The 23,763-nt window shown below is 61.9% G+C and carries 23 protein-coding genes, 1 tRNA gene and 1 riboswitch; of the genes, 9 read left to right on the top strand and 15 right to left on the bottom strand.

Annotated features, from left to right (window positions below; translation table 11 throughout):
- Positions 1–88: 88 nt before the first annotated feature.
- The 3 genes from WH87_RS16945 to WH87_RS16935 all read left to right on the top strand — a co-directional run bounded on the left by WH87_RS16945 (position 89) and on the right by WH87_RS16935 (position 2,584).
- Positions 89–382: a DUF6460 domain-containing protein gene (locus tag WH87_RS16945; protein ID WP_156458271.1), complete on the top strand. Its 294-nt coding sequence runs from the start codon at positions 89–91 to the stop codon at positions 380–382.
- Positions 382–1,047: a nucleoside/nucleotide kinase family protein gene (locus WH87_RS16940; RefSeq protein WP_052726395.1), complete on the top strand. Its 666-nt coding sequence runs from the start codon at positions 382–384 to the stop codon at positions 1,045–1,047. The genes WH87_RS16945 and WH87_RS16940 overlap by 1 nt, the downstream gene beginning before the upstream one ends.
- Positions 1,048–1,231: 184 nt before the next feature.
- The gene (locus WH87_RS16935) at positions 1,232–2,584 is read left to right on the top strand and encodes an MATE family efflux transporter (RefSeq protein WP_046138966.1); all 1,353 of its coding nucleotides are present in this window, start codon (positions 1,232–1,234) and stop codon (positions 2,582–2,584) included.
- Between the two features lie 6 nt (positions 2,585–2,590).
- On the opposite strand, the gene WH87_RS16930 is transcribed toward WH87_RS16935, so the two are convergent.
- Positions 2,591–3,700: a quinone-dependent dihydroorotate dehydrogenase gene (locus WH87_RS16930; protein ID WP_052726396.1), complete on the bottom strand. Its 1,110-nt coding sequence runs from the start codon at positions 3,698–3,700 to the stop codon at positions 2,591–2,593.
- Positions 3,697–4,053, bottom strand: a complete 357-nt coding sequence (locus tag WH87_RS16925) for a DUF952 domain-containing protein (protein WP_046138967.1) — start codon at positions 4,051–4,053, stop codon at positions 3,697–3,699. Before WH87_RS16925 ends, WH87_RS16930 begins: the two co-directional genes overlap by 4 nt.
- Before the next feature lie 134 nt (positions 4,054–4,187).
- Here WH87_RS16925 and WH87_RS16920 point away from each other — a divergent pair, with 134 nt between their 5' ends.
- Positions 4,188–4,829: a S24 family peptidase gene (locus WH87_RS16920; protein WP_046138968.1), complete on the top strand. Its 642-nt coding sequence runs from the start codon at positions 4,188–4,190 to the stop codon at positions 4,827–4,829.
- On the top strand, positions 4,826–5,269 hold the full coding sequence (gene aac(6') / locus WH87_RS16915; RefSeq protein ID WP_046138969.1) for an aminoglycoside 6'-N-acetyltransferase: 444 nt from the start codon (positions 4,826–4,828) through the stop codon (positions 5,267–5,269). Before WH87_RS16920 ends, aac(6') begins: the two co-directional genes overlap by 4 nt.
- A 266-nt stretch (positions 5,270–5,535) precedes the next feature.
- On the opposite strand, the gene WH87_RS16910 is transcribed toward aac(6'), so the two are convergent.
- On the bottom strand, positions 5,536–7,149 hold the full coding sequence (locus tag WH87_RS16910; RefSeq protein WP_046138970.1) for a lysine--tRNA ligase: 1,614 nt from the start codon (positions 7,147–7,149) through the stop codon (positions 5,536–5,538).
- Between the two features lie 134 nt (positions 7,150–7,283).
- On the opposite strand from WH87_RS16910, the gene WH87_RS16905 reads away from it, so the two are divergent.
- Positions 7,284–7,697, top strand: coding sequence for a tellurite resistance TerB family protein (locus WH87_RS16905; RefSeq protein ID WP_046139712.1), 414 nt, complete (start codon positions 7,284–7,286; stop codon positions 7,695–7,697).
- A 262-nt stretch (positions 7,698–7,959) separates the two neighbouring features.
- Here WH87_RS16905 and WH87_RS16900 read toward each other — a convergent pair whose 3' ends face one another.
- Both WH87_RS16900 and metZ read right to left on the bottom strand, forming a co-directional pair.
- The gene (locus WH87_RS16900; RefSeq protein ID WP_046138971.1) at positions 7,960–8,781 is read right to left on the bottom strand and encodes a transporter substrate-binding domain-containing protein; all 822 of its coding nucleotides are present in this window, start codon (positions 8,779–8,781) and stop codon (positions 7,960–7,962) included.
- A 157-nt stretch (positions 8,782–8,938) separates the two neighbouring features.
- Positions 8,939–10,147 carry an O-succinylhomoserine sulfhydrylase gene (metZ, locus tag WH87_RS16895; protein ID WP_046138972.1) on the bottom strand — a complete coding sequence of 403 codons (1,209 nt, stop codon included), beginning with the start codon at positions 10,145–10,147 and terminating at the stop codon, positions 8,939–8,941.
- Positions 10,148–10,185: 38 nt separating this feature from the next.
- Positions 10,186–10,261, bottom strand: a riboswitch (SAM riboswitch).
- Positions 10,262–10,338: 77 nt separating this feature from the next.
- Between metZ and WH87_RS16890 the strand changes: the two genes are divergently transcribed.
- The 3 genes from WH87_RS16890 (at position 10,339) to WH87_RS16880 (ending at position 11,992) form a co-directional block, all read left to right on the top strand.
- Positions 10,339–11,451 (top strand): 2'-deoxycytidine 5'-triphosphate deaminase, encoded by a 1,113-nt coding sequence (locus WH87_RS16890; RefSeq protein WP_046139713.1) that lies wholly within the window; start codon positions 10,339–10,341, stop codon positions 11,449–11,451.
- Between the two features lie 32 nt (positions 11,452–11,483).
- Positions 11,484–11,723: a type II toxin-antitoxin system PrlF family antitoxin gene (locus WH87_RS16885; protein WP_197410839.1), complete on the top strand. Its 240-nt coding sequence runs from the start codon at positions 11,484–11,486 to the stop codon at positions 11,721–11,723.
- A gap of 195 nt (positions 11,724–11,918) precedes the next feature.
- Positions 11,919–11,992: transfer RNA gene (locus WH87_RS16880), tRNA-Gly, on the top strand.
- Between the two features lie 35 nt (positions 11,993–12,027).
- Here the strand turns inward: WH87_RS16880 and WH87_RS16875 are convergent.
- The 10 genes from WH87_RS16875 to WH87_RS16830 all read right to left on the bottom strand — a co-directional run bounded on the left by WH87_RS16875 (position 12,028) and on the right by WH87_RS16830 (position 23,622).
- Positions 12,028–12,795 carry a phosphodiester glycosidase family protein gene (locus WH87_RS16875; RefSeq protein WP_046138973.1) on the bottom strand — a complete coding sequence of 256 codons (768 nt, stop codon included), beginning with the start codon at positions 12,793–12,795 and terminating at the stop codon, positions 12,028–12,030.
- A 112-nt stretch (positions 12,796–12,907) separates the two neighbouring features.
- Entirely contained in the window at positions 12,908–14,968 is a 2,061-nt protein-coding gene (locus WH87_RS16870; protein ID WP_245622469.1) for a DUF4139 domain-containing protein, read from the bottom strand.
- 119 nt (positions 14,969–15,087) lie between these two features.
- Positions 15,088–16,128 carry an NAD-dependent epimerase gene (locus WH87_RS16865; RefSeq protein WP_046138974.1) on the bottom strand — a complete coding sequence of 347 codons (1,041 nt, stop codon included), beginning with the start codon at positions 16,126–16,128 and terminating at the stop codon, positions 15,088–15,090.
- Entirely contained in the window at positions 16,125–17,477 is a 1,353-nt protein-coding gene (locus WH87_RS16860; protein ID WP_046138975.1) for a UDP-glucose dehydrogenase family protein, read from the bottom strand. Before WH87_RS16860 ends, WH87_RS16865 begins: the two co-directional genes overlap by 4 nt.
- Positions 17,478–17,556: 79 nt before the next feature.
- Positions 17,557–17,952 carry a monovalent cation/H(+) antiporter subunit G gene (gene mnhG / locus WH87_RS16855; RefSeq protein ID WP_046138976.1) on the bottom strand — a complete coding sequence of 132 codons (396 nt, stop codon included), beginning with the start codon at positions 17,950–17,952 and terminating at the stop codon, positions 17,557–17,559.
- On the bottom strand, positions 17,949–18,230 hold the full coding sequence (locus tag WH87_RS16850; RefSeq protein WP_046138977.1) for a K+/H+ antiporter subunit F: 282 nt from the start codon (positions 18,228–18,230) through the stop codon (positions 17,949–17,951). Before WH87_RS16850 ends, mnhG begins: the two co-directional genes overlap by 4 nt.
- Entirely contained in the window at positions 18,227–18,715 is a 489-nt protein-coding gene (locus tag WH87_RS16845) for a Na+/H+ antiporter subunit E (protein ID WP_046138978.1), read from the bottom strand. The genes WH87_RS16850 and WH87_RS16845 overlap by 4 nt, the downstream gene beginning before the upstream one ends.
- The gene (locus tag WH87_RS16840) at positions 18,715–20,346 is read right to left on the bottom strand and encodes a monovalent cation/H+ antiporter subunit D (protein ID WP_046138979.1); all 1,632 of its coding nucleotides are present in this window, start codon (positions 20,344–20,346) and stop codon (positions 18,715–18,717) included. Before WH87_RS16840 ends, WH87_RS16845 begins: the two co-directional genes overlap by 1 nt.
- Before the next feature lies 1 nt (position 20,347).
- Entirely contained in the window at positions 20,348–20,683 is a 336-nt protein-coding gene (locus WH87_RS16835) for a Na+/H+ antiporter subunit C (protein WP_046138980.1), read from the bottom strand.
- Positions 20,683–23,622 (bottom strand): monovalent cation/H+ antiporter subunit A, encoded by a 2,940-nt coding sequence (locus WH87_RS16830; RefSeq protein ID WP_082092762.1) that lies wholly within the window; start codon positions 23,620–23,622, stop codon positions 20,683–20,685. The genes WH87_RS16835 and WH87_RS16830 overlap by 1 nt, the downstream gene beginning before the upstream one ends.
- Between the last annotated feature and the right edge of the window lie 141 nt (positions 23,623–23,763).

Raw genomic sequence — 23,763 nt, 5'->3', positions numbered from 1 at the left:
CGAGCTCAACAAGGACAACTCTTCTGCAAATCATAAAAGAGACTATATGATCGGCGACACCACCGACAGAGCCAGTTGGAGAACAGCCTTGAGCGACGAACCCAAACGCGACGTCTACCACCGCCCCTTGCTTGAGCGCCTGTTGGGCGACAAGCCGAGCGGCGTGATCATCCGCCTGGTGCTGATGTCGCTGGTTGTCGGCTTTCTGATGAGCGTCTTTGGGGTCAGCGCGCGCGACATCTTCGAGGGCACGCTCGAAATGTTCCGCAATGTGCTGCGCGACGGACTTGGCGTGTTCGGCGACATCGGCACCTATATCGTGACCGGCGCTGCACTTGTGCTGCCGATCTGGCTGATCCTTCGCCTGACCAAGGGACGCTGATGGACCGCGTTAAACTTACGCCGCAGCAGGCTTTGTCGCGGCTGGTTCCGCATATCGTTGACATGGAAAGCCAGGCCCATCGCCGCATTGCCATCGGCATTGCCGGTGGCCCCGGCTCGGGCAAGTCGACGCTGGCCGCCGAGCTGGTGACCATGATCAACGCCACCCATCCCGGCAGCGCAGCTCTGGTGCCCATGGATGGTTTTCACATGCGCCACGCCAAGCTCGAGGCCATGGGGCAGGTGGATTACAAAGGCGCGCCGCACACCTTCGAAGGGGCGGAGTTCGTCAATTTCCTGCATCGGCTCAAGGTGGCGGATGGCGATATCAGCGGACCAGCCTACTCCCGCAAGATCGAGGACGTGGTGGAGAACGCCTTCACCATCCCCGCCGACGTGCGCGTGCTGATCGTCGAGGGCAATTACCTGCTGCTCACCGAAGGCCCATGGGCCGGGGTCAAGCCACTGCTGGACTATTCGGTGTTCGTCGATGTGCCGCGCGATCTGGTGAAGGCCCGGCTGCTCAAGCGCCACGGCGAAGAGGGCCTCTTCACCGAAGAGCGCAACCGCGCCCATATCGAGCGCAACGATATGCCCAATTTTGATCTGGTGACCCTGTCGCAGGATCGGGCTGATGTGGTGATCGAGATGGATGTGGCGCAGTAAGGGTACCCCCACCTAGCCTCCCCCTGAAAAGGGGGAGGAACCGGCCGGTGTATTGGGTGCGTTGGTGCCCATGCCCAAAGCGAATTCCTCCCCCTATCAGGGGGAGGCTAGGTGGGGGTACTCCGATCCCGCCGTCACACAATCCGTGCTAGACGAGCGTTCCAGCCACGCGATTCCTCATGTCATGACCACGCCCCGCCCCCAGCATCCCTTTACCGTGCGCCACGCCGATGTGTGGAAGATCGCCCTGCCCGCCTCGGTGGCATTCATCACCGAGCCGCTGGTGGGCATTATCGACATTGCGGTGATTGGCCGGCTGGGTGATGCCGGCATGTTGGGTGGGCTGGTGCTGGGCGCGCTGCTGTTCGACATCATTTTCTCGCTGGCCTATTTCCTGCGCATTGGCACGGCCGGGCTGACGGCGCAGGCCGTTGGCGCGCGTGACCCGCGCGACGGGCTGCTGCATGTGACGCGGGCCCTGCTGCTGGGCGTGAGCATTGGCATCGTCATGATTGCGCTTAGCGCGCCGATCCTGTGGCTGGCGACGACGCTTCTGGCGCCCGAGGCCGGGGCCAGCGCTGCGCTGGCCGAGTATTTCAACCACCGCATCTGGGCGGCGCCGTTTTCGCTGATTAACTATGCCTTGCTCGGCTGGTTTTATGGTCGCGCCGCGGCCAAGACCGGCATGATGCTGCAGTTGCTGCTGCATGGCGTGAACATCGTGCTGTCGATCCTGTTCGTCTATGTGTTCCATTGGGGCGTGACCGGCGCGGCCACCAGCACGGTGCTGGCCCAGGCGACAGCCGCCGTAGTCGGGCTTTTCGTGATGCTGCGCCATTATGGTGGGTTCGGCGCCATCGTCGCCAAGATAGCCCCCGGCGAGTTGCGCGACGCCACCGCGCTCAAGCGCATGTTTGGCCTCAGCCGCGACCTGATGATCCGCTCGATGGCGCTGATGGGCGCCTATGCCTGGTTTGCCGCGCAGGGATCACGCATGGGCGAGGTGGCGCTATCGGCCAATGCGATCCTGCTGAACCTTTTGATGCTGCTGGCGTATTTTCTCGACGGCATTTCGCAGGCCGCTGAACAGCTGACCGGCAAGGCCGTCGGCGCCAATTGGCGACCGGCATTTGACCAAGCCTATCGGCTGAGCTTTGCATGGGGGCTGGGCCTGACGCTGACGCTTGGGCTGGGCTGGTATCTGAGCGGGCCATGGGTCATTGGCGCCATGACCACAAATGCCGAAGTGCAGGCTTATGCCCTGACCTATCTGCCGATCGCCGCACTGTGCTCGGTGATCTTCATGCCGGCCTTCCTCTATGACGGCATTCTGGTCGGCACGACGCTCAACAGCGTCATGCGCAACGGCATGGTGGTGTCGCTTGGCGTGTTCCTGCTGGCGGCTTTGGCCTTACAGCCGGTCTTCGGCAATTGGGGCCTGTGGGCAGCGCTGCACTTCTGGTTTATCGCGCGCGGCGTTTATTACTATCTGGCCATCGAGCGGCGGAAGGCGTGGCTCTTCGCCCCCGCCGCCTAGCCTGCTTTAGAGCGAGATCTTGCCGCTGGCCCAGTCGGCGGTCTTGGTGCCGACGAGCTGGGAGATATTGGTTTTGCCCTCGGCGCGAACGGCCGCGACCATGCCACGTTTGATGGTGTCGAGCAGTTCCAGCCCCCCAAACACCATCGCAGAATAGAGCTGGATCGCATTGGCGCCAGCCTCGAACTTGGCCACAGCAGACTGCGCCGAATGGATGCCACCCACACCGATGATCGGTAGGTCACCAACGCGCTGGCGGACCTGTGCCAGCTTCTGCGTCGAGAGGTTGAACAGCGGCTTGCCGGAGAGCCCGCCGGTTTCGCTGGCATTGGTCTGGCCCGCTACCCCGTCACGGGTGATGGTGGTGTTTGAGACGATCAGCCCGTCAAGATCAGTCGCCAGCACAACGGCGGCGATGGCGTCGAGCGCCGCTTCATCCAGATCAGGCGCGATCTTGAGCAGCACCGGTACGCGGGTGTTAGCCTTGGCGCGCGCGGCCAGCACTTCACCGAGGAGGCGGCGCAGGGCTTCGTCAGCCTGCAAATTGCGCAGGCCGGGCGTATTGGGCGAGGAGACGTTGACCGTCAGATAATCGGCCAGATCGGCAAAGCGCTCGACACCAAGCACATAGTCGGCAACGAAATCCTCGCTGTCCTTGTTGGCCCCGATATTGACGCCCAAAGCCGCTGGCACACGCAGGCCCTTGAGACGCGCGAAGGCGGCTTCATGGCCCTCATTGTTAAAGCCCATGCGGTTGACGACGCCTTCGGACGGGAAGACGCGGAACAGGCGCGGCTTGGGATTGCCCGACTGCGGGCGTGGCGTCACCGTGCCGATTTCGACAAGACCAAAGCCCAGCCGGGCCAGCGGGCGCGGCACTTCGGCATTCTTGTCAAAGCCAGCGGCCATGCCGATGGGATTGCTGAGATCAATGCCGCAGAAGCTCGACTTCAGCTCGGCGCCATCAGGATGGGTCTGCTCGGGCGCGAGGCCCAGACGCAGCGCAGTGATGGTCGCGCTATGGGCCGTTTCGGCATCCATCTTGAGCAGGGCTTCACGCGTGAGGCCAGACAGCGCCGGAATGCGCAGCAGCGGAGAGAAAGCAGACAGGATCATCGAACGGCCTCAGGCAAAGTGCAGGACCCGTCAGCGGCAACGCTGAGCGGCGCTTCCCAGGCGATGGCGCTGGCGGGCAGCGGACGGTCATAGAGATGGGGGAACAGCGCGCCACCGCGCGACGCCTCCCACACCAGATCAGCCGCGATATCGGCCGTACGCACCGCCAGCAGCACCAGATCGGCTTGCCCGGCGAAGTGCAGACGCAGCGTTTCGGAAAGCTGTTCGGCGGTCGAAAAATGCATGTAGCCGTCGTTTGCGTCGATGGGCATGCCGGCAAAACTGTCGGCATGGCGGGCGGGCGTAAAGGCGGCTTCGGTGGCGATTTTGTAGATCAATTCTGGCGTGCTCATGGGCGCGACCCTAATGGCGGGGACCACGCGCCGCAAGCGCTCCGCGATGCTCTTTACAAGGGGGCGCGCGGCCTGTATTTTAGGACTTCTTTCCGATTTTAAGATTTCATTCCTCTCGTTTAATTGGCTCTTTAATGCTCTCACACCGCGCAATATGGGACGGCATCGATGCGCTGGCGCGGCGGCACGGTCACTCCGTGTCCGCTTTGGCAAGGCTTGCGGGCCTGGATGCCACCGCCTTCAACGTCTCCAAACGCATCAGCAAGGACGGGCGTGAACGCTGGCCCTCCACCGAAAGTATTTCGAAAATTCTCGAAGCCACCGGAGAGAGCTTTGATTCTTTCCTCAATGGCACCGGCGCCTTCATGCAGCTCAATGACAATGGCCCAATCCGGACCGTGCCGCTTCTGGGTCTGGCGCAGGCTGGTTCGGGTGGTTTTTTTGACAGCGCTGGTTTTCCGGCGGGGCAAGGCTGGGACGAGATCACCCTGCCCTCCCCCGGGGAAGCGGGCATCTATGCGCTCGAAGTGCAGGGCGATTCCATGGAGCCGCTCTATCGCGAGGGCGACCGCATTGTCGTTTCGCCCACCGAGCAGGTGCGCCGGGGCGACCGCGTTGTGGTCAAGACCAGCGATGGCGAAGTCATGGCCAAAATCCTTGCCCGCCAGAGCGCCAAGCAGATCGAGCTGCATTCGATCAATCCCGCCTTCGGGCCGCGCCTGATCGACATTTCCGATATCGAATGGATCGCCCGCATCATCTGGGCCAGCCAATGATCATCGCGACGGCCTCTCCAGCGGACGCGACGGATTGGGCCGCTATGCGCCAAGCCCTGTGGCCCAGTCATGACATCGCCGAGCACGTCGCCGACATCGCCGACTACCTTGCGGCACCGGGAGACACCCTGACGTTGATCGCCCGCGACACGGCTGGCGCCGCCATCGGATTTGCCGAGGCCAGCATCCGCCACGACTTCGTAAACGGCTGCGATACCTCGCCCGTGGGGTTCCTTGAGGGGATTTACGTGGTGCCTGAGCATCGGCGTACGGGGATTGCCGGGAAGCTGGTCGATGCCGTGGCCGATTGGGTGCGCCAGCGAGGCTACACGCAACTGGCGTCCGACGCAGACATCAACAACACGCAAAGCCATCAGATGCATGAGGCGCTTGGCTTCGAGGAAACTCAGCGGGTTGTGTATTTTAGGAAGCAACTTTGAGCTGCGGCCTCCCCAAAACGCCCTCGGGTCACGCCCGAGGGTGACGATCCGGGATGGGGTTGGTCTTTGTGATGGGGATGTTGGAGAGCCGCGTTTCGGAGTCTACCCTTGGCCACTGCGCGGGTCCGCACTCCAATCCCGCAGTCGTCACCCTCGGGCCTGACCCGAGGGCTCTTCACTTGGCCAAAAACAAAACACCCCCGGGGTGAACCCGAGGGTGTGGATTATTCCTGCGCGAGGACTGTCTCAGCCCGCACTCGCATTATTCAGGCTTTCAGCATCTTACCGGCTAGCGCATCTTCTATCAGTTTGCGCGTCTCTGCGACGCCGAACAGCGCGATAAACGAGCCGAAGCGTGGGCCCTGATCGTCGCCCAGCAGCACCTGGTAGATCGCCTTGAACCAGTCCCGCAGCGGCTCGAACTTGTGGGCATTGCCGATGGCATAAACCAGATCCTGCAACGCACCACCATCGGTGGAGCCTTCGTAGTCGGCCAGCTGATCGTAAAGATCCTGCAGCGCCGCGCGTTCCTGCTCGGTCGGCGCGCGATAGGTCTTTGCCGGCTTGACCTTGTCGTTGAAGTACCGAACCGCATAGCCCGCCAGACGGTCGATCTCCGGATGGGTCTCGGCCGTTGCGCCCTTGAGGTAACGCGAGATAAAGCCCCACATCACCTTGGTGTCTTCGGCATTGGCCGTTGCCACCAGATTGAGCAGCAGCGCAAAGCTCAGCGGCACTTCGGGGTTTGGCACGGTGCCGTAGTGGACGTGGAAGGCCGGGTTTTCCAGACGCGCAGCAATGTCCTGGCCCTGATAGGCCGCGACAAAAGCGTAGTACTCATCGACGGCGCGCGGGATGACATCGAAGTGCAGCCGCTTGGCCGTACGCGGCTTCTGGAACATGTAGAGGCCCAGGCTGTCATTGCTCGCATAGGTCAGCCACTCGTCAATCGTCAGGCCATTGCCCTTGGACTTGGAGATCTTCTGGCCTTCGCTGTCGAGGAACAGCTCATAGACATAGTGCTCAGGGGCCGTACCACCGAGGATTTCGCAGATCTTGTCGTAGATCGGCGCATTGGTCTGGTGATCCTTGCCGAACATTTCGAAATCGACGCCGAGCGCAGCCCAGCGCATGCCGAAGTCGGGCTTCCACTGCAGCTTCACATGGCCACCCGTGACCGGCACCGTGGTGTCGCGACCGTCTTCGTCGGTGAAGGTAATCGTGCCGTCCTTGGCGTTGACTTCCTTCATTGGCACGTAGAGCACGCGGCCCGAAATCGGGGAGATCGGCAGGAAAGGCGAGTAGGTTGCCTGACGCTCGGCACCCAGCGTTGGCAGCATGACCTTCATGATGTCATCATAGCGCTCGGCGGCGCGCAGCAGCACGGCGTCGAACTTGCCCGAGCGATAATATTCGGTGGCGCTGGCGAACTCGTAGTCGAACCCGAAGGTGTCGAGGAACCGGCGCAGCATGGCATTGTTGTGGTCGCCAAAGCTTGGATATTCATTGGTCCAGGGATCGGGCACCGACGTCAGCGGCTTTTGCAAATGCGGTTCCATGGCCTCCTTGGAGGGCACGTTGTCCGGAATCTTGCGCATGCCGTCGAGATCGTCCGAGAAGCAGAGCAACCGGGTCGGAATCTCGTCGCGGGTCAAAAGGCGGAATGCCGTGCGCACCATGGTGGTGCGGGCGACTTCGCCGAAGGTACCAATATGGGGCAGGCCCGAGGGGCCATAGCCGGTCTCGAACAGGGCTTCGCCCTTGCCCGATTTCTCAAGCCGTTTCACCAGTTTTCGGGCTTCCTCAAACGGCCAGGCGCGGGCGGTTTGGGCAGCGTCAAAAAACGCAGGATCGAGCTGAGGCAAATGGGCGGACGACAAGGGTTATGACCTTCCAAGAGGGGCAGAGAGGTGGTGTGTTGCATTGCTGAGCCGCGTCGTCAACGCTGGCAATGCTAGGCAAGCGCTGTGAGCGTACCTATGTGTTGCGATACGTCCTCTTTTCGGAAGCTGCCATGACCCTTTCTGCCCATGACGCGCTGATCCATCTGATGCTGGTTGCCGCATCGTCCGACACGACGATGACCGACAAGGAACTGACCCGCATTCAGGCTCTGATCGAGCGGATGCCGGTGTTTGAGGGCTTTGACAGATCGCGCTTTGCCGCCGTCGCTAATGAATGCGCCGACAAGCTCAACCAGCCCAACGGGCTTGATCATGTGGTGGACGACGCGATTGCCGCCCTGCCGGCAAAATTGCAGGACACCGCTTATGCCGTGTCGGTCGAAGTCACCGCAGTCGATCTGTTTTTGGAGCAGGAAGAACTGCGCTTCCTCGAATTGCTGCGCGATAAGCTGGACCTTGATCGCCTGACGACGGCTGCAATTGAAGTGGCTGCGCGGGCACGCAACCGGCGCTTGCCGGGGTAGAGTGCGTGGACTTCATATCACCCGCGACGTCATTCCCGCGAAAGCGGGAATCCCCCTTATGCTTTGTTGCATAGGGAAGGGAGATTCCCGCTTTCGCGGGAATGACGCAGTGACGGGGGCAGACGCTGCGAACGCCGAAATCTCGGTGTAAAGGCCTCCGTTAGGTGAGACTGACTTCGCCAGATCCCCACCCACCGCGCTGCCCTCGGACCTGATCCGAGGGCAGCGCGGTGTTTGTTTGAGGTGATGTGTGGGCCCTGCCCTAATAAAACCCAACCGGGAACCAGCGCAGGTACAACTCGTCCAGCGTGCCATTGTTTTTCAGGCGCACCAGCGCCCAGTCGATGGCGTGGCGGACGGGGTCGGCGCCGGCAGGCACGGCGATGGCGAGACCCTCGCCAAACTGGGTCGGCCGGAAATAGGCGTCGCCAGCAAAGGCACAGCAATCGAGATTTTCGTTGAGCCAGAACGAGGCGCGCATGGCGTCGCCAAAGAACAGGTCGGCAGCGCTGGATTGGACTGCGGCCAGGGCTTCAACCTCATTGGCAAATTCGGAAAGCTTGGCGCGGGGAATGTAGCGCTTCAAAAACGCTTCATGCGCGCTGCCCTTGCGCACGGCAACGGTCTTTCCTGCCAGCTTGGTTGGATCGAAGGCGGCGGTATCGGCGGCGCGGGTCACGAAGCGGCCGGGCAGTTCGAGATAGGTCGCAGAAAAATCAAACAGCGCGCCATTGTCGGGCGACATTTCTAGCCCGGCGATCAGTGCATCGCCCTGGTTGTCGGCCAGCGCATTGGCTGCCTGATCCCAAGGCCAAGCCTGAATGGTGCAGGCGACATTGACCTCGGAACAGATGCGTTTGGCCAGATCGATATTGAAGCCGATCAATTCGCCGCCGCTATCGCGAAAGTTGAAGGGCGGAAAATCGGAGGAGGTGAGAAAGCGGATGGCCGGCACGGCATTGGTCGCCGGCAGGATTTCGCGCGCGCTGGGATCGACGTGATAGGGCAATGGCTGGGCGATGGCAGCATAGACAAGCGCGCCCAGCCCAATGAGCAGGAGCGACAGGGCTCGCGTTGATTTCATCAATGGCAGCACCGGGGCACGCCCTCATCCTTCGACTGGCTCAGGATGAGGTCTACTTCATAATCGTGCATATTCAGTAGACCTCATGGTGAGCCTGTCGAACCACGAGGCCACTTTACCTCTCCCCCGAAGGGAGAGGTAAGGGAGCCGTGGCTTCCTAGATCTGATCCAACCCATAGAGCAGATCGGCGATCAGGTCGTCGCTGGCTTCCAGACCAACCGACAGCCGCACCAGACCCGGCGTGACGCCGGTTTCCAGACGCACCTCTTCGGTGAGGCGCTGGTGGGTGGTGGTGCGTGGATGAGTGATCAGCGAGCGGGCGTCGCCCAGATTGTTGGAGATCAGGATCACCGACAATGAATCGCACAGCTTGAACGCGGCTTCCTGCCCGCCCTCCACATCCAGCGCAATCAGGGTCGAGCCCGTCTGCATCTGGCGCTTGGCCAGATCATATTGCGGATGGCTCTTGAGGTGCGGATAGACCACGCGGCCGATCTTGGCATGCCCATCGAGCGCCGCGACGATCTTGGCGGCGCTGTCGGTCATCTGGCGCACGCGCAGCGGGAAGGTCTCGAGCCCCTTCATCAACACCCAGGCGTTGAAGGCGCTGAGCGTCGCGCCGGTCTGACGCAGCAGGGTGTGCACATCGCCCTCGATGAGCTTTTTGGAGCCCAGTACGACGCCGCCCAGCACCCTGCCCTGACCGTCAATATGCTTGGTGGCCGAATAGGTGACGAGGTCGGCGCCCAGCTCCAGCGGCTTCTGCCAGAGGGCTGTGGCAAACACGTTATCGACAACCAGCACAGCGCCATGGGCGTGGGCGATATCGGCCACGGCCTTGATATCGACCAGCTCCAGCGTCGGATTGGTTGGCGTTTCGATGAACACCAATCTGGTGTTGGGCTGCATGGCGCGGGCGAAGTTCTCGGGGTCGCGGCCATCGACCAGCGTCGTCGAGACGCCCCAACGCGGCATGAAGTCCTCAACCACATACCGACAACCGCCGAACAGCGCGCGGCTGGCGACGATATGATCGCCGGCCTTGACCTGGCTCATCACCGCATTGGTGACGGCGGCCATGCCGCTGGCGAAGCCGCGTGCGGCCTCGGCGCCTTCGAGCAGCGCCATGCGCTCCTGAAACACGTCGACGGTGGGATTGGCAAAGCGGGAATAATTGTGGGCGCCCGGGATCTCTCCCATGAACAGCTTTTCGGCGTGGTCCGAGCTGGGATAGCTGTAGCCGGAGTTGAGAAACAGCGCGTCGCTGGTCTCGTTAAACGCCGTGCGCTGGGTGCCGCCGTGAACCAATTGGGTTTCGGGGGACCGGCGCGCCGGATCATTGAGGGGATTGTTCGCCTTGGACATTATCACGCCTTCAAACAAAAAAACCGGCACGCATACGGCGGCCGGTTCAAACGGTCTTTAGCAATTTGTTTTAAGTGGCTGCAACCGACCGGCCAAATCACCACTGGAATGTGATCTAAAGGCAATTGGGCGTTGGCGTCAATTACAAGGGTTTGCTAGGGATCGGCACGAGCCAAAGGAATATCGAAAGCATGGACAAGCAACAGACCTGGCCGCAGGGCGTCTTCCCCGCACGGCTGATCGAACTGCTGGCAAGCCAGGGCGCGATCATGACATCGCGGCCATTCGATATCGATCAGGTTCAGCCCGCCAGCCTCGACCTGCGTCTGGGCGATGTGGCCTATCGCGTGCGCTCGAGTTTTCTGCCCGGCCCCAGCCATTCGGTGGCCGAACGCATCGAAGCTCTGAAGCTGCACGAGATCGACCTGACGAAGGGCGCCGTGCTGGAGCGCGGCTGCGTCTACCTCGTGCCGCTGCAGGAAAGCCTGGCGCTGCCGCCTGAAGTCAGCGCCTCCGCCAATCCCAAAAGCTCGACGGGGCGCCTCGACGTTTTTACCCGCGTGATCGGTGATCGCGCGCGTGGGTTCGATCAGATGCCAGCCGGTTATCACGGCCCGCTCTATCTCGAAGTTAGCCCCCGCACCTTCCCCATTCTCGCGCGGACCGGCTCCCGCCTCAGCCAGATGCGGTTCCGCTCCGGCGATACAAGGCTGAACATTGCCGAACACAAGGCGCTGCACGAGCGCGACACGCTGGTGTTTGACGGCAGCATTCCGGTTGGCGAGGGCGTTGCGCTCTCCATCGACCTCAAGGGCGCAGGCCGTGATGGCCTGATCGGGTTCCGCTCGCGCCGCCATACGGCGGTTGTCGACGTCGACAAAAAGGGTGCGCTGGACGTGCTCGATTTCTGGGACCCGCTCTACAATCGCGGCCGCGAAGAGCTGATCCTTGATCCCGACGAGTTCTACATTCTGGTCAGCGACGAGGCGGTGCATGTGCCGCCGACCCACGCCGCCGAAATGGTGCCGTTCGATCCGCTGGTAGGCGAATTCCGCGTGCATTATGCTGGCTTTTTCGATCCCGGCTTTGGCCATTCCTCGGCCGGCGGCACGGGCAGCCGCGCCGTTCTCGAAGTGCGCAGCCGCGAAGTGCCCTTCCTGCTCGGCCACCAGCAGACCATTGGCCGGCTGATCTATGAGACGCTGGCCGAAGCGCCGGACCGGCTCTATGGCTCGGCGCTGGGCTCAAACTACCAGGCCCAGACCCTCAAGCTCTCCAAACACTTCAAGCCTTTCCCCGCCTAGCGCTGGGGAGAGGCCATGTCGGAGAGCGTTGCTTGGCTCCTGAAAAGGAAGGCGTGATGATCACCAGCACGATCACGACCCGAGCGCGGACGACGATACCGCGGGCTGTTCTGAGCGCGTTGTCACTCAGAAAAGGCGATACCGTGGCCTATGCGATACGGGGCGACACGGTCATTCTGAGCAAGGCAGAGATGCCTCCCTCCGAGGACCAGTTTGGTGCATTCAATGAATGGCATGGCGAAGCGGACCGGGAAGCCTATCGCACGCTTTGACCGCAGCTATTGCTGACCTCACCACGCCGGGATGTCTTCTTCCCATCGCCGAAACGCATGCAGTTTTCTGGGCTAATCTGCGCCCGATATGCGCCCTAAGTCTGTGCCCAAGTGCTACCGAACGCGGGACAGGATGGGCCAAATCAAAGCTTCCTATTGACGTTGCAATGGTTTTACGGCATCCGATTGCGGCACGCGGGTGTATCTCAATGGTAGAGAAGCAGCTTCCCAAGCTGATGACGAGGGTTCGATTCCCTTCACCCGCTCCAACCCTCCACCATCACAGCATTCATCGACGTGCCGCCTAGCGGACGAGGCCAATGATTGGGCCGAAGCCGCCGTGCCAGGATATGTCGTTGCGGCCCAGCTGCGGGCTATAGATGCCTGCGCCACGGCCACCGTCGAGGAAGAGCGCATTGGGGCAGCCTAGACGGTCTTTGAAGAACAGCGCGAAGTCGTAAAAACTCACCGGGCTGTCGCTGATGGCGATCTCGACCTTTCCATCGGCGCAAAGCCCGATACCGGTGCGCCGCTTGCGGTCCGAAGACCCCTTGATGAAGGCGGGATGCACCGCGCCATCAATGACCAGCATGGGACCTGACTGGGTTGCGTAGACGGCTTCAGGCGCGGCATCAGCAAAGGCTTGGGTGGTCACTAGCCCCGGGCCCTGCCCGCTCAGATAGAATACGCCATTGGGCGCCTTGTAGAAATTGGGCACCGATGAGGCGGGACCATCTTTCTGATGGGTGTTCAGCTGCACCCTGGTCGAGCCGTCTTCGACATAGAGCCCCATGGGGGCAAAGTTCTCGAAATACATGCCAGCGTTGAAGGCAAAAACCAGCGTCTCGCCCTCTTGCGCCAGTGCTTCGGCTACGGCGCTGAAACGGCGATAGGGGTGACCGTCACTGTCTTTCCAGAACAGGCGCAGACCCGCATTGTCGAGCGGCGGGGTACAGACGACATAGGGCGTGTCGCCATAGGCGAGCTTCTCGCAAAACTCGCTGTCGGCCGCATGAGCCACGCCGCCAAAGAGCACCACCGAAAAGGCCAGCAGGGCCACAACGCGCTTCAAGTCAAATCACCTCAACACCGATCCTGTGCGGGCAAAGAGGTACACCCTTTTGGGGCACGACCAAGGCCGAAGCAGCCCCAGCACGGGTCAAAGCGCTGGGGCGGAACGGTTCTTACAGTGCCTGCACCGCCTTGGCGAAGGCGTCGCGTTCATCGCTCAGGGCCTTTTCGGCCTCCCGGCGCTGCATCTCCAGCGCCGCAATCTGGTCTTCCTGCTGCTCGAGCATGGAAATGTAGCGCTGGGCCAAGGTGCTGTCGCTGGGCACCGCCGCGAGATTTTCGCGAACACGGGACTGCGCGGCCGTGGTGTCGTAGAGTTGCTGCACGATATCGCCCAAAGCCTGCTCGCGCTTGGCAAGCTCGCTGCGCAACTTGGTCAGGCTATCGAGCGCGGCGGTGGTCTTGGCGTTGCCCACCTGGTTCGACCAATAGAGCAGCGTTGATGGATCGGCGTCGATCAGCGCCACCTCGTCACTATTGGTACGCTCAATGCTGGCTTTGACCGTCGCAGTGCCACCCGCCTCGACCTCGGCGCGCAGGCGATAATTGGTCGGGGTATCTTCATCGAGCGCGTCCGACGTGAATGTCCAGCCGTCGAGACGGGGATGCTCGATAATCACCGTGCGCGACGCGTCTGGCGCACCCTTGATCGTATAGGTGGTGTCGGCCCGCGTGGTGCTGATGATGCGCAGCACGCCATTGGCAATCGTGGCGCGATAGCTGGTCTGCTCATTGCCGCGCTCGGTGGTCACCTCCACCTTGCGGTCGGCAGCAAAGCTGAGGATACGGCTTTCCGCGCTCGGCACGCCCATCAACTGCGCGTCGCCGGCATAGCCTTCTTCCTGCGGCGCGTAGACCGTGACAATGCCGGGCGGCAGGCTGGTGCCGGTGGCGTTTTCCAGCTTCAGCGCTGAAATGGGGTGAGTGTCGCCGCGATCTGGATAGAAAATTGCGATGCGTTCGGCATCGAGAGTGGTGTCGATATAGGGCACGGACAGGGTCTGCCCGGCGCCGAGGTCGACTGGCATGGGCAGGCGATAGATCGCCGCCGTCTGGCCATCGGACGCGGTGGCTTGCGCCACGGGAGCCGAGGGCGACATGGAAATGGGCGCTGGCGCATAAACCGCCTGGGCCGGAACGGCCATCATTTCGTAGGCCATGTCCTGATTGGCGAGGCGGGAGCGTTCATCAACCGCGCCGCCTTTGTAGAGATCGGGTGGCGGCGCCATGACGGATTGTGCGAGAACGGGCACGTCCTGCCGCTCATGCCAATAGCGTTCGTATAGTCGCTGCGACAGGGTCACCGGTGCGCCCGAAGACAGAGTGATTGCAACGTTGGACCAGTCTTCGCCGGTGGCGTTTTCAATGACCGCCCATGCCTGCAAGCGCGCCTTGCCATCGGCATCGAGCATCAGGCGATAGGCCGTTTTCCAGATCGGCGCGGGCACGACATAGTCAAGGAACACATCGCGTTCCCCAGTACCCTCCAGCCCAACATTGATGGTCCGCATGTCTTCGACACGGCTTTTGCCGCTGACGGTGGCGGCCGCACGCAGCTTGTCGCGCATTGCCACATCGAGAATGTCGAGCTGGGTATCGGAGCGCAGACGCAGCACAGCGATCTGCCCCTCTGCGGTCATAACGGAGAGCAGTTGGCCACGCTCGCTGTCATCCTTGGCGGGCTGGCTGTCTTCGGCCACGCCCATGACCATGCCCTCGACGGTGCGCCCCCCTGAGGTGACGCGCACCGAGGTCCCCTGAAGGGTTTTGAGCAGGCTTGGAAGGCCGTTCATGTCTTCGGGCGTGAATGGCAGGCCGCGGAAGGTCTCTTCCACTGGCGAGGGGCCATCGAGCCGGATGGAGGCGACGCCACCAGCGGCATCATAGACAAGCAGGCTCTTGAGGATGTCACTGACCTGATCGAGCGGCACGTCAAAACCAAGATCGGAGGCACCATCGACCTGCACGCCGCGCCGGATTTCTGCAAGGCCGCCCGCCGACAGCGTCACCGCTTCGATGCGATAGCCGGAGCCATCGGCGGCGACAGCCAGCCCGATCGGGGCGAGAAGCGCGACCGATGCGCCCAGCAGCGCCGCGCGCAGCGAGATTGTGGTCATGCCACCGCGCAGGCGCGGGGCCATCACTGTGGTGGTCAGGTCTGTGCAATCACTCATTTTTCAATCCCATCTCGCCGATGTGCAGAAGTGTCATCGTCTATGAGACGACAGCAAGGCAGAGATCCTTTGGGCGGGACTGAAAAAACTTCGCCAGCTGGGTGGGGACGCTTCAATGTCTAGGGCGTTGCGCCCCCCTTGGGCGCATAGAACGCCAGATACCATTTCACAAAGGCCGCTACGCCATCCTGAACTGAGGTTTGGGGCGCATAACCCGTGGCGCGGGTCAGCTCCGACGTGTCCGAGAAGGTGTCAGGCACATCGCCCGGCTGTAGCGGCAGCAGGTTGCGGATCGCCTGTTTGCCCAAGGCCGTTTCGAGCGCCTCGATATAGTCGGCCAGCTTTACCGGGTTGGAATTGCCGATGTTGAAGATGCGGAACGGCGCGTTCGACGTGGCGGGGTCGGGATGGGCCGCGTCCCAATCGGGGTTGGCTGCAGCAGGCGCATCCGACGCGCGGATCAGGCCTTCAACGATATCGTCGACATAGGTGAAGTCGCGGCTGTGGTTGCCGTGATTGAACACATCGATGGGTTTGCCTTCGGTAATCGCCTTGGCGAATTTGAAGGGCGACATGTCGGGCCGGCCCCAGGGCCCATAAACGGTAAAGAACCGTAGACCCGTCGTCGGCAACCCGAACAGATGGCTATAGGAATGGGCCATAAGTTCATTGGCGCGCTTGGTGGCGGCATAGAACTGCAGGGGGTGGTCGGCGCCATCATGCTCGGAAAACGGCATCTTGGTGTTGGCGCCATAAACCGACGAGGTCGAGGCATAGACCAGGTGGCCCGTCTGGTGGTGGCGGCAGGCCTCAAGAATATTGGTGAAGCCAACAATGTTGGACGCCACATAGGCGCGCGGGTTTTCGAGGCTGTAGCGGACTCCTGCTTGGGCGGCCAGGTGGATCACCCGGTCAAACCCGTGATCGGCAAAAACCGTATCGACTGCGGCCTGATCGGCAATGTCAGCCCGGATAAAACTGTAGCTTGCGCCCTGCTCGGCGGCGAGTGCATCCAGCTGCGCCAGGCGCGCTTCCTTCAGCGCCGGGTCATAGTAGTTGTTGACCACATCAAACCCGACCACCTCATCGCCACGCTCGATCAACCGCCGCGCAACATGAAACCCAATAAACCCGGCGCTGCCAGTGACGAGGACTTTCATGATGCTGTGTCCGGATAGGCGGGCGCGCGGCCGATGCTCAGATAGGTCCAACCGTCGCGGCTGAGGCGCTCGGGCGAATAGATATTGCGGCCATCGACAATCAGGCGGGACGGCATCCGCTCGGCCATCCCAGCGAAATCGGGTGCGCGGAACTGCTGCCACTCGGTGCAGATCGCGAGGGCATCGGCGCCATTGAGAGCAGCGTATTTATCGGCTGCAAAGGTGAGGTCGGCGCGCGAGCCATAGATCCGCGCCATCTCGTCCATCGCGACGGGATCGAACACAGTCGCTGCCGCGCCCGCAGACCAGAGCGCTTCGATAAACACCCGCGCAGGGGCCTCGCGCATGTCGTCGGTATTGGGTTTGAACGCCAATCCCCAGACGGCGATGCGCTTGCCCTTGAGCGCCGCGGCGCCACCAAAATGAGTAGCCAGCTTTTCAAACAGCGCGTGTTTCTGGCGATTGTTGACGGCTTCCACAGCGGCGATCAGGGGCGAGTCGTAACCAACGTCAGTTGCGGTGCGTCCGAGTGCCTGCACGTCCTTGGGAAAGCAGGAGCCGCCATAGCCCATGCCCGGATAAATGAAGTGATAGCCGATGCGCGGATCAGCACCGATGCCACGGCGCACTTCCTCGATGTCTGCCCCCAGCCGTTCGGCCAGATTGGCGATCTCGTTGATGAAGCTGATCTTGGTGGCGAGCATGGCATTGGCCGCATATTTCGTCAGCTCGGCCGAGCGCACGTCCATATAGAGCGTGCGATCGTTGCTGCGATTGAAGGGCTCGTAAAGCTCCTTCATCACCTCGCGCGCCCGCTGGCTGGCCGTGCCGACAATGATACGGTCAGGCTTAAGGAAATCACTGACCGCGGCGCCTTCCTTGAGGAATTCCGGGTTCGATACGAGATCGCATTGCAAGGTTGACTGCCGCGCAGCGAGGACCGTTGCGATGCGTTCGCCGACCTTGTCGCTGGTGCCGACAGGCACGGTCGACTTGACGGCAACCACCTTGCGATTGGTCATGGCCTCGCCAATGGTCTGGGCGACAGACAGCACATATTGCAGGTCTGCCGAGCCATCCTCATCGGGTGGCGTACCGACCGCGATGAACAGAAGATCTGCATGGGCGACGCCTTTTGCGGCATCGGTGCTGAACGCAATCGTGCCCGCGGCGAGGTTGCGCGCCACGAGCGCGTCGAGGCCCGGTTCGCGGATCGGCACGTCGCCCTTGTTGAGCCGGTCGACCTTGCCCGCATCGATATCGACGCAGAGGACGCGATGGCCAACGTCCGCCAGGCATGCGCCGGTGACAAGGCCCACATAGCCCGTGCCAAAGACGGTGACGTTCATCGCGACATTCTCCCGAAAAGCAGCGCATGCCGCCCTGCGCTACGCTGACACCCAATTGGGCAAAGCGCAAACGGGTCGGTTATTGGGGCGAGGATGGTTGCGGGATGTCGTCGCCAGCGGCGGCGTTTTCCAGGGCGTCTCCGGCGGAGCGGGGCACGATGGCATTGCCTTCGGCGCGGTCGCGGTAAAGGGCGGCGCGGGCGAGGAGCATCATGGTGACCGGGGTGGTGACCGACACGAAAATCAGGATGATGATCTCATGGGCAGCGAAGCGCTGGCCGGACACCGAGAAATACAGGATGGACGCCAGCAGCACAGCGATGCTGCCAAAGCTGGTGCCCAGGGTTGGCGCGTGGATGCGCTCGTAGAAGCTATCAAAGCGCGCAAGGCCGAGGCAGCCGAGCAGCGTCAGAACCGCACCAATCAGCGACAGCAGGCCAACTATAATGGCGAGCCAGACTGGAATATCCATCATTCGATCACCTCGCCGCGCATGAGGAATTTGGCGAGTGCCACAGTGCCGACAAAGCCAAGAATGCCGATGACCAGGGCCACCTCAAAATAGACCGACGAGCCAATGCGAATGCCGAACAGCACAAGCATCAGCATGGCTGCGACATAGAAGGCGTCGAGCCCGAGGATACGATCCTGCGCGCGCGGGCCGCGGATCATGCGGGTGGCGGCGGCCACCATGGCGAGCGCCAGCAGCACCTGAGAGATCAGCAAGGACCAATGGAGAATGTCTGAGCTCATTGGAAGATCTCCAGCAACAGGCGCTCATAGGTGTTCTTGATGATGTCGACCCAGGCCTGTTCGTCGACCAGATCGAGGACGTGGATTAGAACCGAACCGCGGGCGGCATCATATTCCAGCCAGGCGCTGCCGGGCGTTGCCGTAATGATACAGGCCAGCACGGCCAGAGCCGAGCGGTCGCGCAGCTCGAGCGGCAGCACCAGGAAGCCGGACGTCGTATCGCGGCGCTTGCCGGCGATGACAAGGCGGGCAACGGCGATGTTTGAGCGCAGGATATCCAGCGACACCAACCAGATCAGCTCAACAATCTTGCCGATCTTGCGGATGCGAGGCCGCTCGGGCTGCAGGGCCGCCATGGCACGACCCGCCAGAATGGCGATGAGCGCACCGAGCAGGATATGGCCGAGGCCGACGGATTGCTGCAGCAGCAACCACATGACCAAAAGGAACAGCGACAGCAGCGGATAGGGAAGGATTTTGCTCATCAGTGCGCCCCCGCCACAGTGTCGACAACCAAGGGCGTGGCCAGAACCTGGCTGACCTGATCGGCCGAGGCATAGAGCGTATCGGCCAGAGCGTGCATGTAATCCATGGCGGGACCGGCCAGGATGGTCAGGGCAACGGTCAGGCTGAGCAGCAGGATCACCGGGGCCATTTCAATCACACGGACGGGCGCTGGGCGTTCGGCCATCGTCACCCAGAAGGTGTTGATGCCGGTACGGGTCAGCGAGATCAGCGCCGAAAAGCCCGAGAAGATCATCAGCCCGGCCATCCACCAGGAGGCGGCGCCAATCGGGGTCGCTTCGGTCAGCCCATCAGGGTTGACCATGGCCGAGATGATCGAGAACTTGGCCAGGAACCCGGCCAGTGGCGGCAGACCCGCCAGCAGCAGGACGCAGAGGCCAAAGCTGATGCTGAGCATGGCCAGCGCGCCGGGAATGGCGACGCCAACTTCTTCTTCGGCCTCTTCCTCGTCGTCACCATAGGCTTCGAGCGTGATGGCGAGAACGTGGGCGCCTTCAGCACGAACGCGGTCCAGCAGTTCGACCAGAAGGAAGAAGGCGCTGATCGCGAGGGTGGAGACCACGAGATAGTAGAGAGCGCCGCTGGTGACGCCGGCATTGCCCATGCCGATGGCGCCGAGCAGCGTGCCGGAGGACACCAGCACACAATAGCCAGCGAGGCGCGCTGTGGTCTGCGATGCCAGAACGCCGATAGCGCCAAAGGCGATGCTGGCCATGCCGCCGACAAGCAGCACGGTCTGGCCGAATTCGGCAGATGCACCGGCGTCGGCGCCGAAGGCGAGCGTCGAGATACGCAGCACGGCGTAAATGCCGACCTTGGTCATGATGGCAAAGACAGCGGCCACGGGAGCGCTGGCGGCGGCATAGGTGGTGGGCAGCCAGAAGCCGAGCGGCCACATGCCGGCCTTGAGCAGGAAGGCGAGACCCAAAATGGCTGCGCCCGCCTCAAGCAGACCGCGATCCGCCTCGGGGATCATGGCAACCTTGGCGGCCAGATCGGCCATATTGAGCGTGCCGGTGACGCCATAGATCAGCGAGGCACCAATGAGGAACAGGAACGAGGCAGCCAGGTTGACAGCGATATAGTGCAGACCCGCCTTGACGCGCGCACTGCCCAGGCCATGCAGCATCAGGCCGTAGGATGCGGCCAACATGACTTCGAAAAACACGAAGAGGTTGAACACGTCGCCGGTGAGGAACGCCCCGCACAGGCCCATCAGCAGGAACTGGAACAGGCTGTGGAAGCTTGGACCTGCGGCGTGCCAGCGGGCCAGCGAGTACATCAGCGCGGACACGCCGAGAATGGCCGTCAGCAGCACCATCATGGCCGACAGGCGATCTGCCACCAGCACGATGCCAAACGGGACCGGCCAGTTGCCGACGGCATAGCTGGCAACAGCCGCGCCCTCGGGGCCCTGTGTCGACGCCTGCATCACCATAAAGACGGCGATGACCAGCAACATGAAGGTCGAGGTGACGTTGATCAGCGCCTTGGCAGTGCGCTGGCGATCGTCAAACATCAGCAGGAATGCACCAGTCGCCATAGGCAACAGGATGGGCAGGATGATCAGGTGATCCATCAGAGAATTCATTCTAGCGCTCCCGTCCATCGACGTGGTCGGTACCGGTCAGGCCGCGAGCCGCCAGCAGGACGACGAGGAACAGCGCTGTCATGGCAAAGCCGATGACGATGGCAGTCAGCACCAGTGCCTGGGGCACCGGGTCGGCATAGTGAGAGGGGTCGATATCGCCGTGACTGATGACCGGCACGCCGCCCACAGTCAGCCTGCCCATGGCGAAGATGAACAGATTGACCGCATAAGACAGCAGCGACAGGCCGATAATGACCTGGAAGGTACGCGGACGCAGCATTAGAAAGACACCGCAGCTGCACAGAACGCCGATGGCGATAGCCAGAATGATTTCCATCAGCGTGTCTCCACCGGTGCGTCGGGTGCAACTTCGGGCACCTTGACCACGGGCCGACGCGCCACCTTGGGCGAGCGGACCGATTGGTGAGCCAGCGCGATCAGGATGAGCACCGTGGCGCCAACGACGAGGCCGAACACACCCAGATCAAAGATCAGCGCGCTGGCCATCGGCACTTTGCCGATGAACGGAATCTCGGCGTATTGGAAGCCGGTAGTCATGAACGGATAGCCCAGCAGCTGGGCGACGACGCCCACCAGCAGCGCGGTCAACAGACCCGTGCCGATCCACTTGACGGGCAGAATGCGCAAGCGCTCTTCGACCCAGCGGGTGCCGCCGGCCATGTACTGCAGGATAAAGCCAATCGACATCACGATACCGGCGGCAAAGCCGCCACCGGGCTGATCGTGGCCGCGCAGGAACAGGTGCAGCGACAGCACGATGATAACAGGGAACATCCACTGCATGATGACCGCAGGGATCATCAGATATTCATTGACGGTGTCACCGGGATTGCGCTCGGCGACGCGTTCGTCAAAGGCGTTCTGGATCTTCTGCTGTTCCGGCTTTTCAATGGAGTCAGCAGCCGGGCGGAAGCGACGCAGCACCGCAAAGACCGTCAACGCAACAATGCCCAGCACGGTGATTTCGCCCAGCGTATCGAAGGCACGGAAGTCGACCAGCATGACGTTGACGACGTTGGTGCCGCCGCCAAGGCTATAGGCGTTTTCGACGAAGAAGCGCGAGATACCATCGGGGATCTGGCGGGTCATGACCGCATAGGCCACCACCGCCATGCCGAGGCCGGCAATGCCCGCCAGCGCCAGATCGCGATAGCGACGGATGAAGGCGCGCTGGATTAGCGCTTCGTCGTTCATGCCCTGCACGCGCTTTGGCAGCCAGCGCAGGCCGAGCAGGATCAGCACGGTGGTGACGATTTCAACCAGCAGCTGGGTGATTGCAAGATCAGGTGCGGAAAGCCAGACAAAGGTGATGCAGGTAACAATGCCCGTACCGCCCAGCAACACCAGCGAGAACAGGCGATGGAACTTGGCCTGATGGGCAGCGCCCACGGCGCAGACCACGCCGACAGCCCAGATCAGCGCGAAGGCTGGATCAAAACCGGCGAGCGAAAGATCAACCGTGCCCAAACGGCCTGCCAGAACGGCAAAGGCAGCGGCAACAGCAAGGAAGAACAGCAGGAACAGCTGGGGCTGCAGACGGCGCGTGCCGAGCAGGCTCTCAAGCCGGCGCGCCCACTTGGACGTGATCGTCAGCATGATACGCTCGAAAATGCGCTTGCCCTGCAGACGGCGAATGACTGGCGGCCCTTCGATACCCTTGTTGAGGTAACCATAGAGCGCCCAGTAAAGCAGCACGCCACCAACCAGCGCCACGCCGCTCATGGCCAGCGCGAAGTTGAAACCGTGCCAGACCGAGAGGCTGTAATAGGGCGTTTCGGGACCGGTGACGGACACGACAGCGGCAGCCAGATAGGGCGCGATGGTGATGCCCGGAATGATACCGACGAGCAGGCAGAGCAGCACGAGGATTTCGATCGGGCGGCGCATCAGCGCGGGTGGCTCATGGGGGACCTTGGTCAGCCCTTCAGGCGGAGGCCCGAAGAAAACGCCGTGCACGAAGCGCAGCGAATAGACCACCGCAAACATGCTGGCGAGCGTTGCGCCGACTGGCAGGGCGAAGTTGACGAAGGGGTTCGCGTCGCGCAGCGCGGTTTCGGCGAAGAACATTTCCTTGGACAGGAAACCGTTGAGTAGCGGTACGCCAGCCATGGCCGCGCTGGCCACCATGGCGAGCGTGGCCGTGAACGGCATGAATTTGAAGAGCCCACTGAGCCTTCGAATATCTCGCGTGCCGGTTTCGTGGTCGATGATACCGGCGGCCATGAACAGCGAGGCCTTGAAGGTGGCGTGGTTGGCGATGTGGAAGATCGCGGCAACCGTTGCCAGCGGGCTCGACATGCCCAAAAGCGTGGTGATCAGGCCGAGATGGCTGATGGTCGAATAGGCGAGCAGACCCTTGAGGTCTGTCTGGAAGATAGCCGCATAGGCCCCGAAGATGAGGGTGGCCAATCCAGCAAAAGTGACGATCCAGAACCAGGCATCGGTGCCAGCCATGACGGGCCAGAAGCGGACCAGCAGGAACACGCCTGCCTTCACCATGGTGGCCGAGTGCAGATAGGCCGAAACCGGGGTTGGCGCCGACATCGCGTGCGGCAACCAGAAGTGGAACGGGAACTGCGCCGACTTGGTCAGCGCGCCCAGCAGCACCAGCAGCAGGGCCGGCAGATAGAGCCCGCTTTCGCGGATCGCATCGCCCGAGGCCAGCACGACATCGAGATCATAGCTGCCAACGATATGACCAACGATCATCATGCCGATCAAAAGGCCAAGCCCACCCAGGCCGGTCACCGTCAGCGCCATACGCGCGCCGTCGCGCGCCTGGGCGAGGTGGAACCAATAGCCGATCAACAGGAACGAGGTGACCGAGGTCAGTTCCCAGAAGATGACCATCTGGATGATATTGCCGGACAGCACCAGCCCGAGCATCGAGCCCATAAACGCCAGGAAAAACGCAAAAAAGCGCGGCACCGGGTCCTTGGGCGACATGTAATAGCGCGCATAAAGCACGACGAGGAAACCAACGCCGGTGACCAGCACGCCAAACAGCCATGCAAAACCATCCATGCGGATGATCAGGTTGAGGCCAAGGGAGGGAATCCACTCGATTTCGTGGCGCACAACGCCGCCATTGGCGATCTGGGGATAGAGCCAGACCATCACGGCAAGACCGACGACAGCCACAGTACCGGCTAACCACGCCTCCGCGTTCCGCGCGTTCGAAGGAAGAACAGCCGCCACAAGGCTGGCCAGGAACGGAAGAAGCACGACAAGGGTGAGCAATACTGATGACGTCATTGTCTCGGCGGGTACCTTCCAAATCAATGTGTGGGTGACGCACGAGGAAGTGCGCCGACTCGTTTTCATCTGTGGCGCTGTTTTACGCAACCCCGAATTTTGTCGCGCATGACATAAGTTAGCGTCGGAGGCGATACCGAC

It is taken from the genome of Devosia epidermidihirudinis, assembly GCF_000971295.1.
GTDB classification, from domain to species: Bacteria; Pseudomonadota; Alphaproteobacteria; order Rhizobiales; family Devosiaceae; genus Devosia; species Devosia epidermidihirudinis.
Note: the sequence above shows the minus strand (reverse complement) of the source record. Positions and strands in the feature narration are given on the sequence as shown.

Excerpts from the sequence above, each read along its gene's own strand:
- WH87_RS16845 (WP_046138978.1), bottom strand. The coding sequence starts at position 18,715 with ATGAGCAAAATCCTTCCCTATCCGCTGCTGTCGCTGTTCCTTTTGGTC.
- WH87_RS16850 (WP_046138977.1), bottom strand. The coding sequence starts at position 18,230 with ATGAGCTCAGACATTCTCCATTGGTCCTTGCTGATCTCTCAGGTGCTG.
- WH87_RS16925 (WP_046138967.1), bottom strand. The coding sequence starts at position 4,053 with ATGAGCACGCCAGAATTGATCTACAAAATCGCCACCGAAGCCGCCTTT.
- WH87_RS16865 (WP_046138974.1), bottom strand. The coding sequence starts at position 16,128 with ATGAAAGTCCTCGTCACTGGCAGCGCCGGGTTTATTGGGTTTCATGTT.
- WH87_RS16940 (WP_052726395.1), top strand. The coding sequence starts at position 382 with ATGGACCGCGTTAAACTTACGCCGCAGCAGGCTTTGTCGCGGCTGGTT.
- WH87_RS16935 (WP_046138966.1), top strand. The coding sequence starts at position 1,232 with ATGACCACGCCCCGCCCCCAGCATCCCTTTACCGTGCGCCACGCCGAT.
- WH87_RS16905 (WP_046139712.1), top strand. The coding sequence starts at position 7,284 with ATGACCCTTTCTGCCCATGACGCGCTGATCCATCTGATGCTGGTTGCC.
- mnhG (WP_046138976.1), bottom strand. The coding sequence starts at position 17,952 with ATGATGGATATTCCAGTCTGGCTCGCCATTATAGTTGGCCTGCTGTCG.
- WH87_RS16870 (WP_245622469.1), bottom strand. The coding sequence starts at position 14,968 with ATGAGTGATTGCACAGACCTGACCACCACAGTGATGGCCCCGCGCCTG.
- WH87_RS16920 (WP_046138968.1), top strand. The coding sequence starts at position 4,188 with ATGCTCTCACACCGCGCAATATGGGACGGCATCGATGCGCTGGCGCGG.
- metZ (WP_046138972.1), bottom strand. The coding sequence starts at position 10,147 with ATGTCCAAGGCGAACAATCCCCTCAATGATCCGGCGCGCCGGTCCCCC.
- WH87_RS16840 (WP_046138979.1), bottom strand. The coding sequence starts at position 20,346 with ATGAATTCTCTGATGGATCACCTGATCATCCTGCCCATCCTGTTGCCT.
- WH87_RS16930 (WP_052726396.1), bottom strand. The coding sequence starts at position 3,700 with ATGATCCTGTCTGCTTTCTCTCCGCTGCTGCGCATTCCGGCGCTGTCT.
- WH87_RS16860 (WP_046138975.1), bottom strand. The coding sequence starts at position 17,477 with ATGAACGTCACCGTCTTTGGCACGGGCTATGTGGGCCTTGTCACCGGC.
- WH87_RS16830 (WP_082092762.1), bottom strand. The coding sequence starts at position 23,622 with ATGACGTCATCAGTATTGCTCACCCTTGTCGTGCTTCTTCCGTTCCTG.
- WH87_RS16890 (WP_046139713.1), top strand. The coding sequence starts at position 10,339 with ATGGACAAGCAACAGACCTGGCCGCAGGGCGTCTTCCCCGCACGGCTG.
- WH87_RS16900 (WP_046138971.1), bottom strand. The coding sequence starts at position 8,781 with ATGAAATCAACGCGAGCCCTGTCGCTCCTGCTCATTGGGCTGGGCGCG.
- WH87_RS16835 (WP_046138980.1), bottom strand. The coding sequence starts at position 20,683 with ATGGAAATCATTCTGGCTATCGCCATCGGCGTTCTGTGCAGCTGCGGT.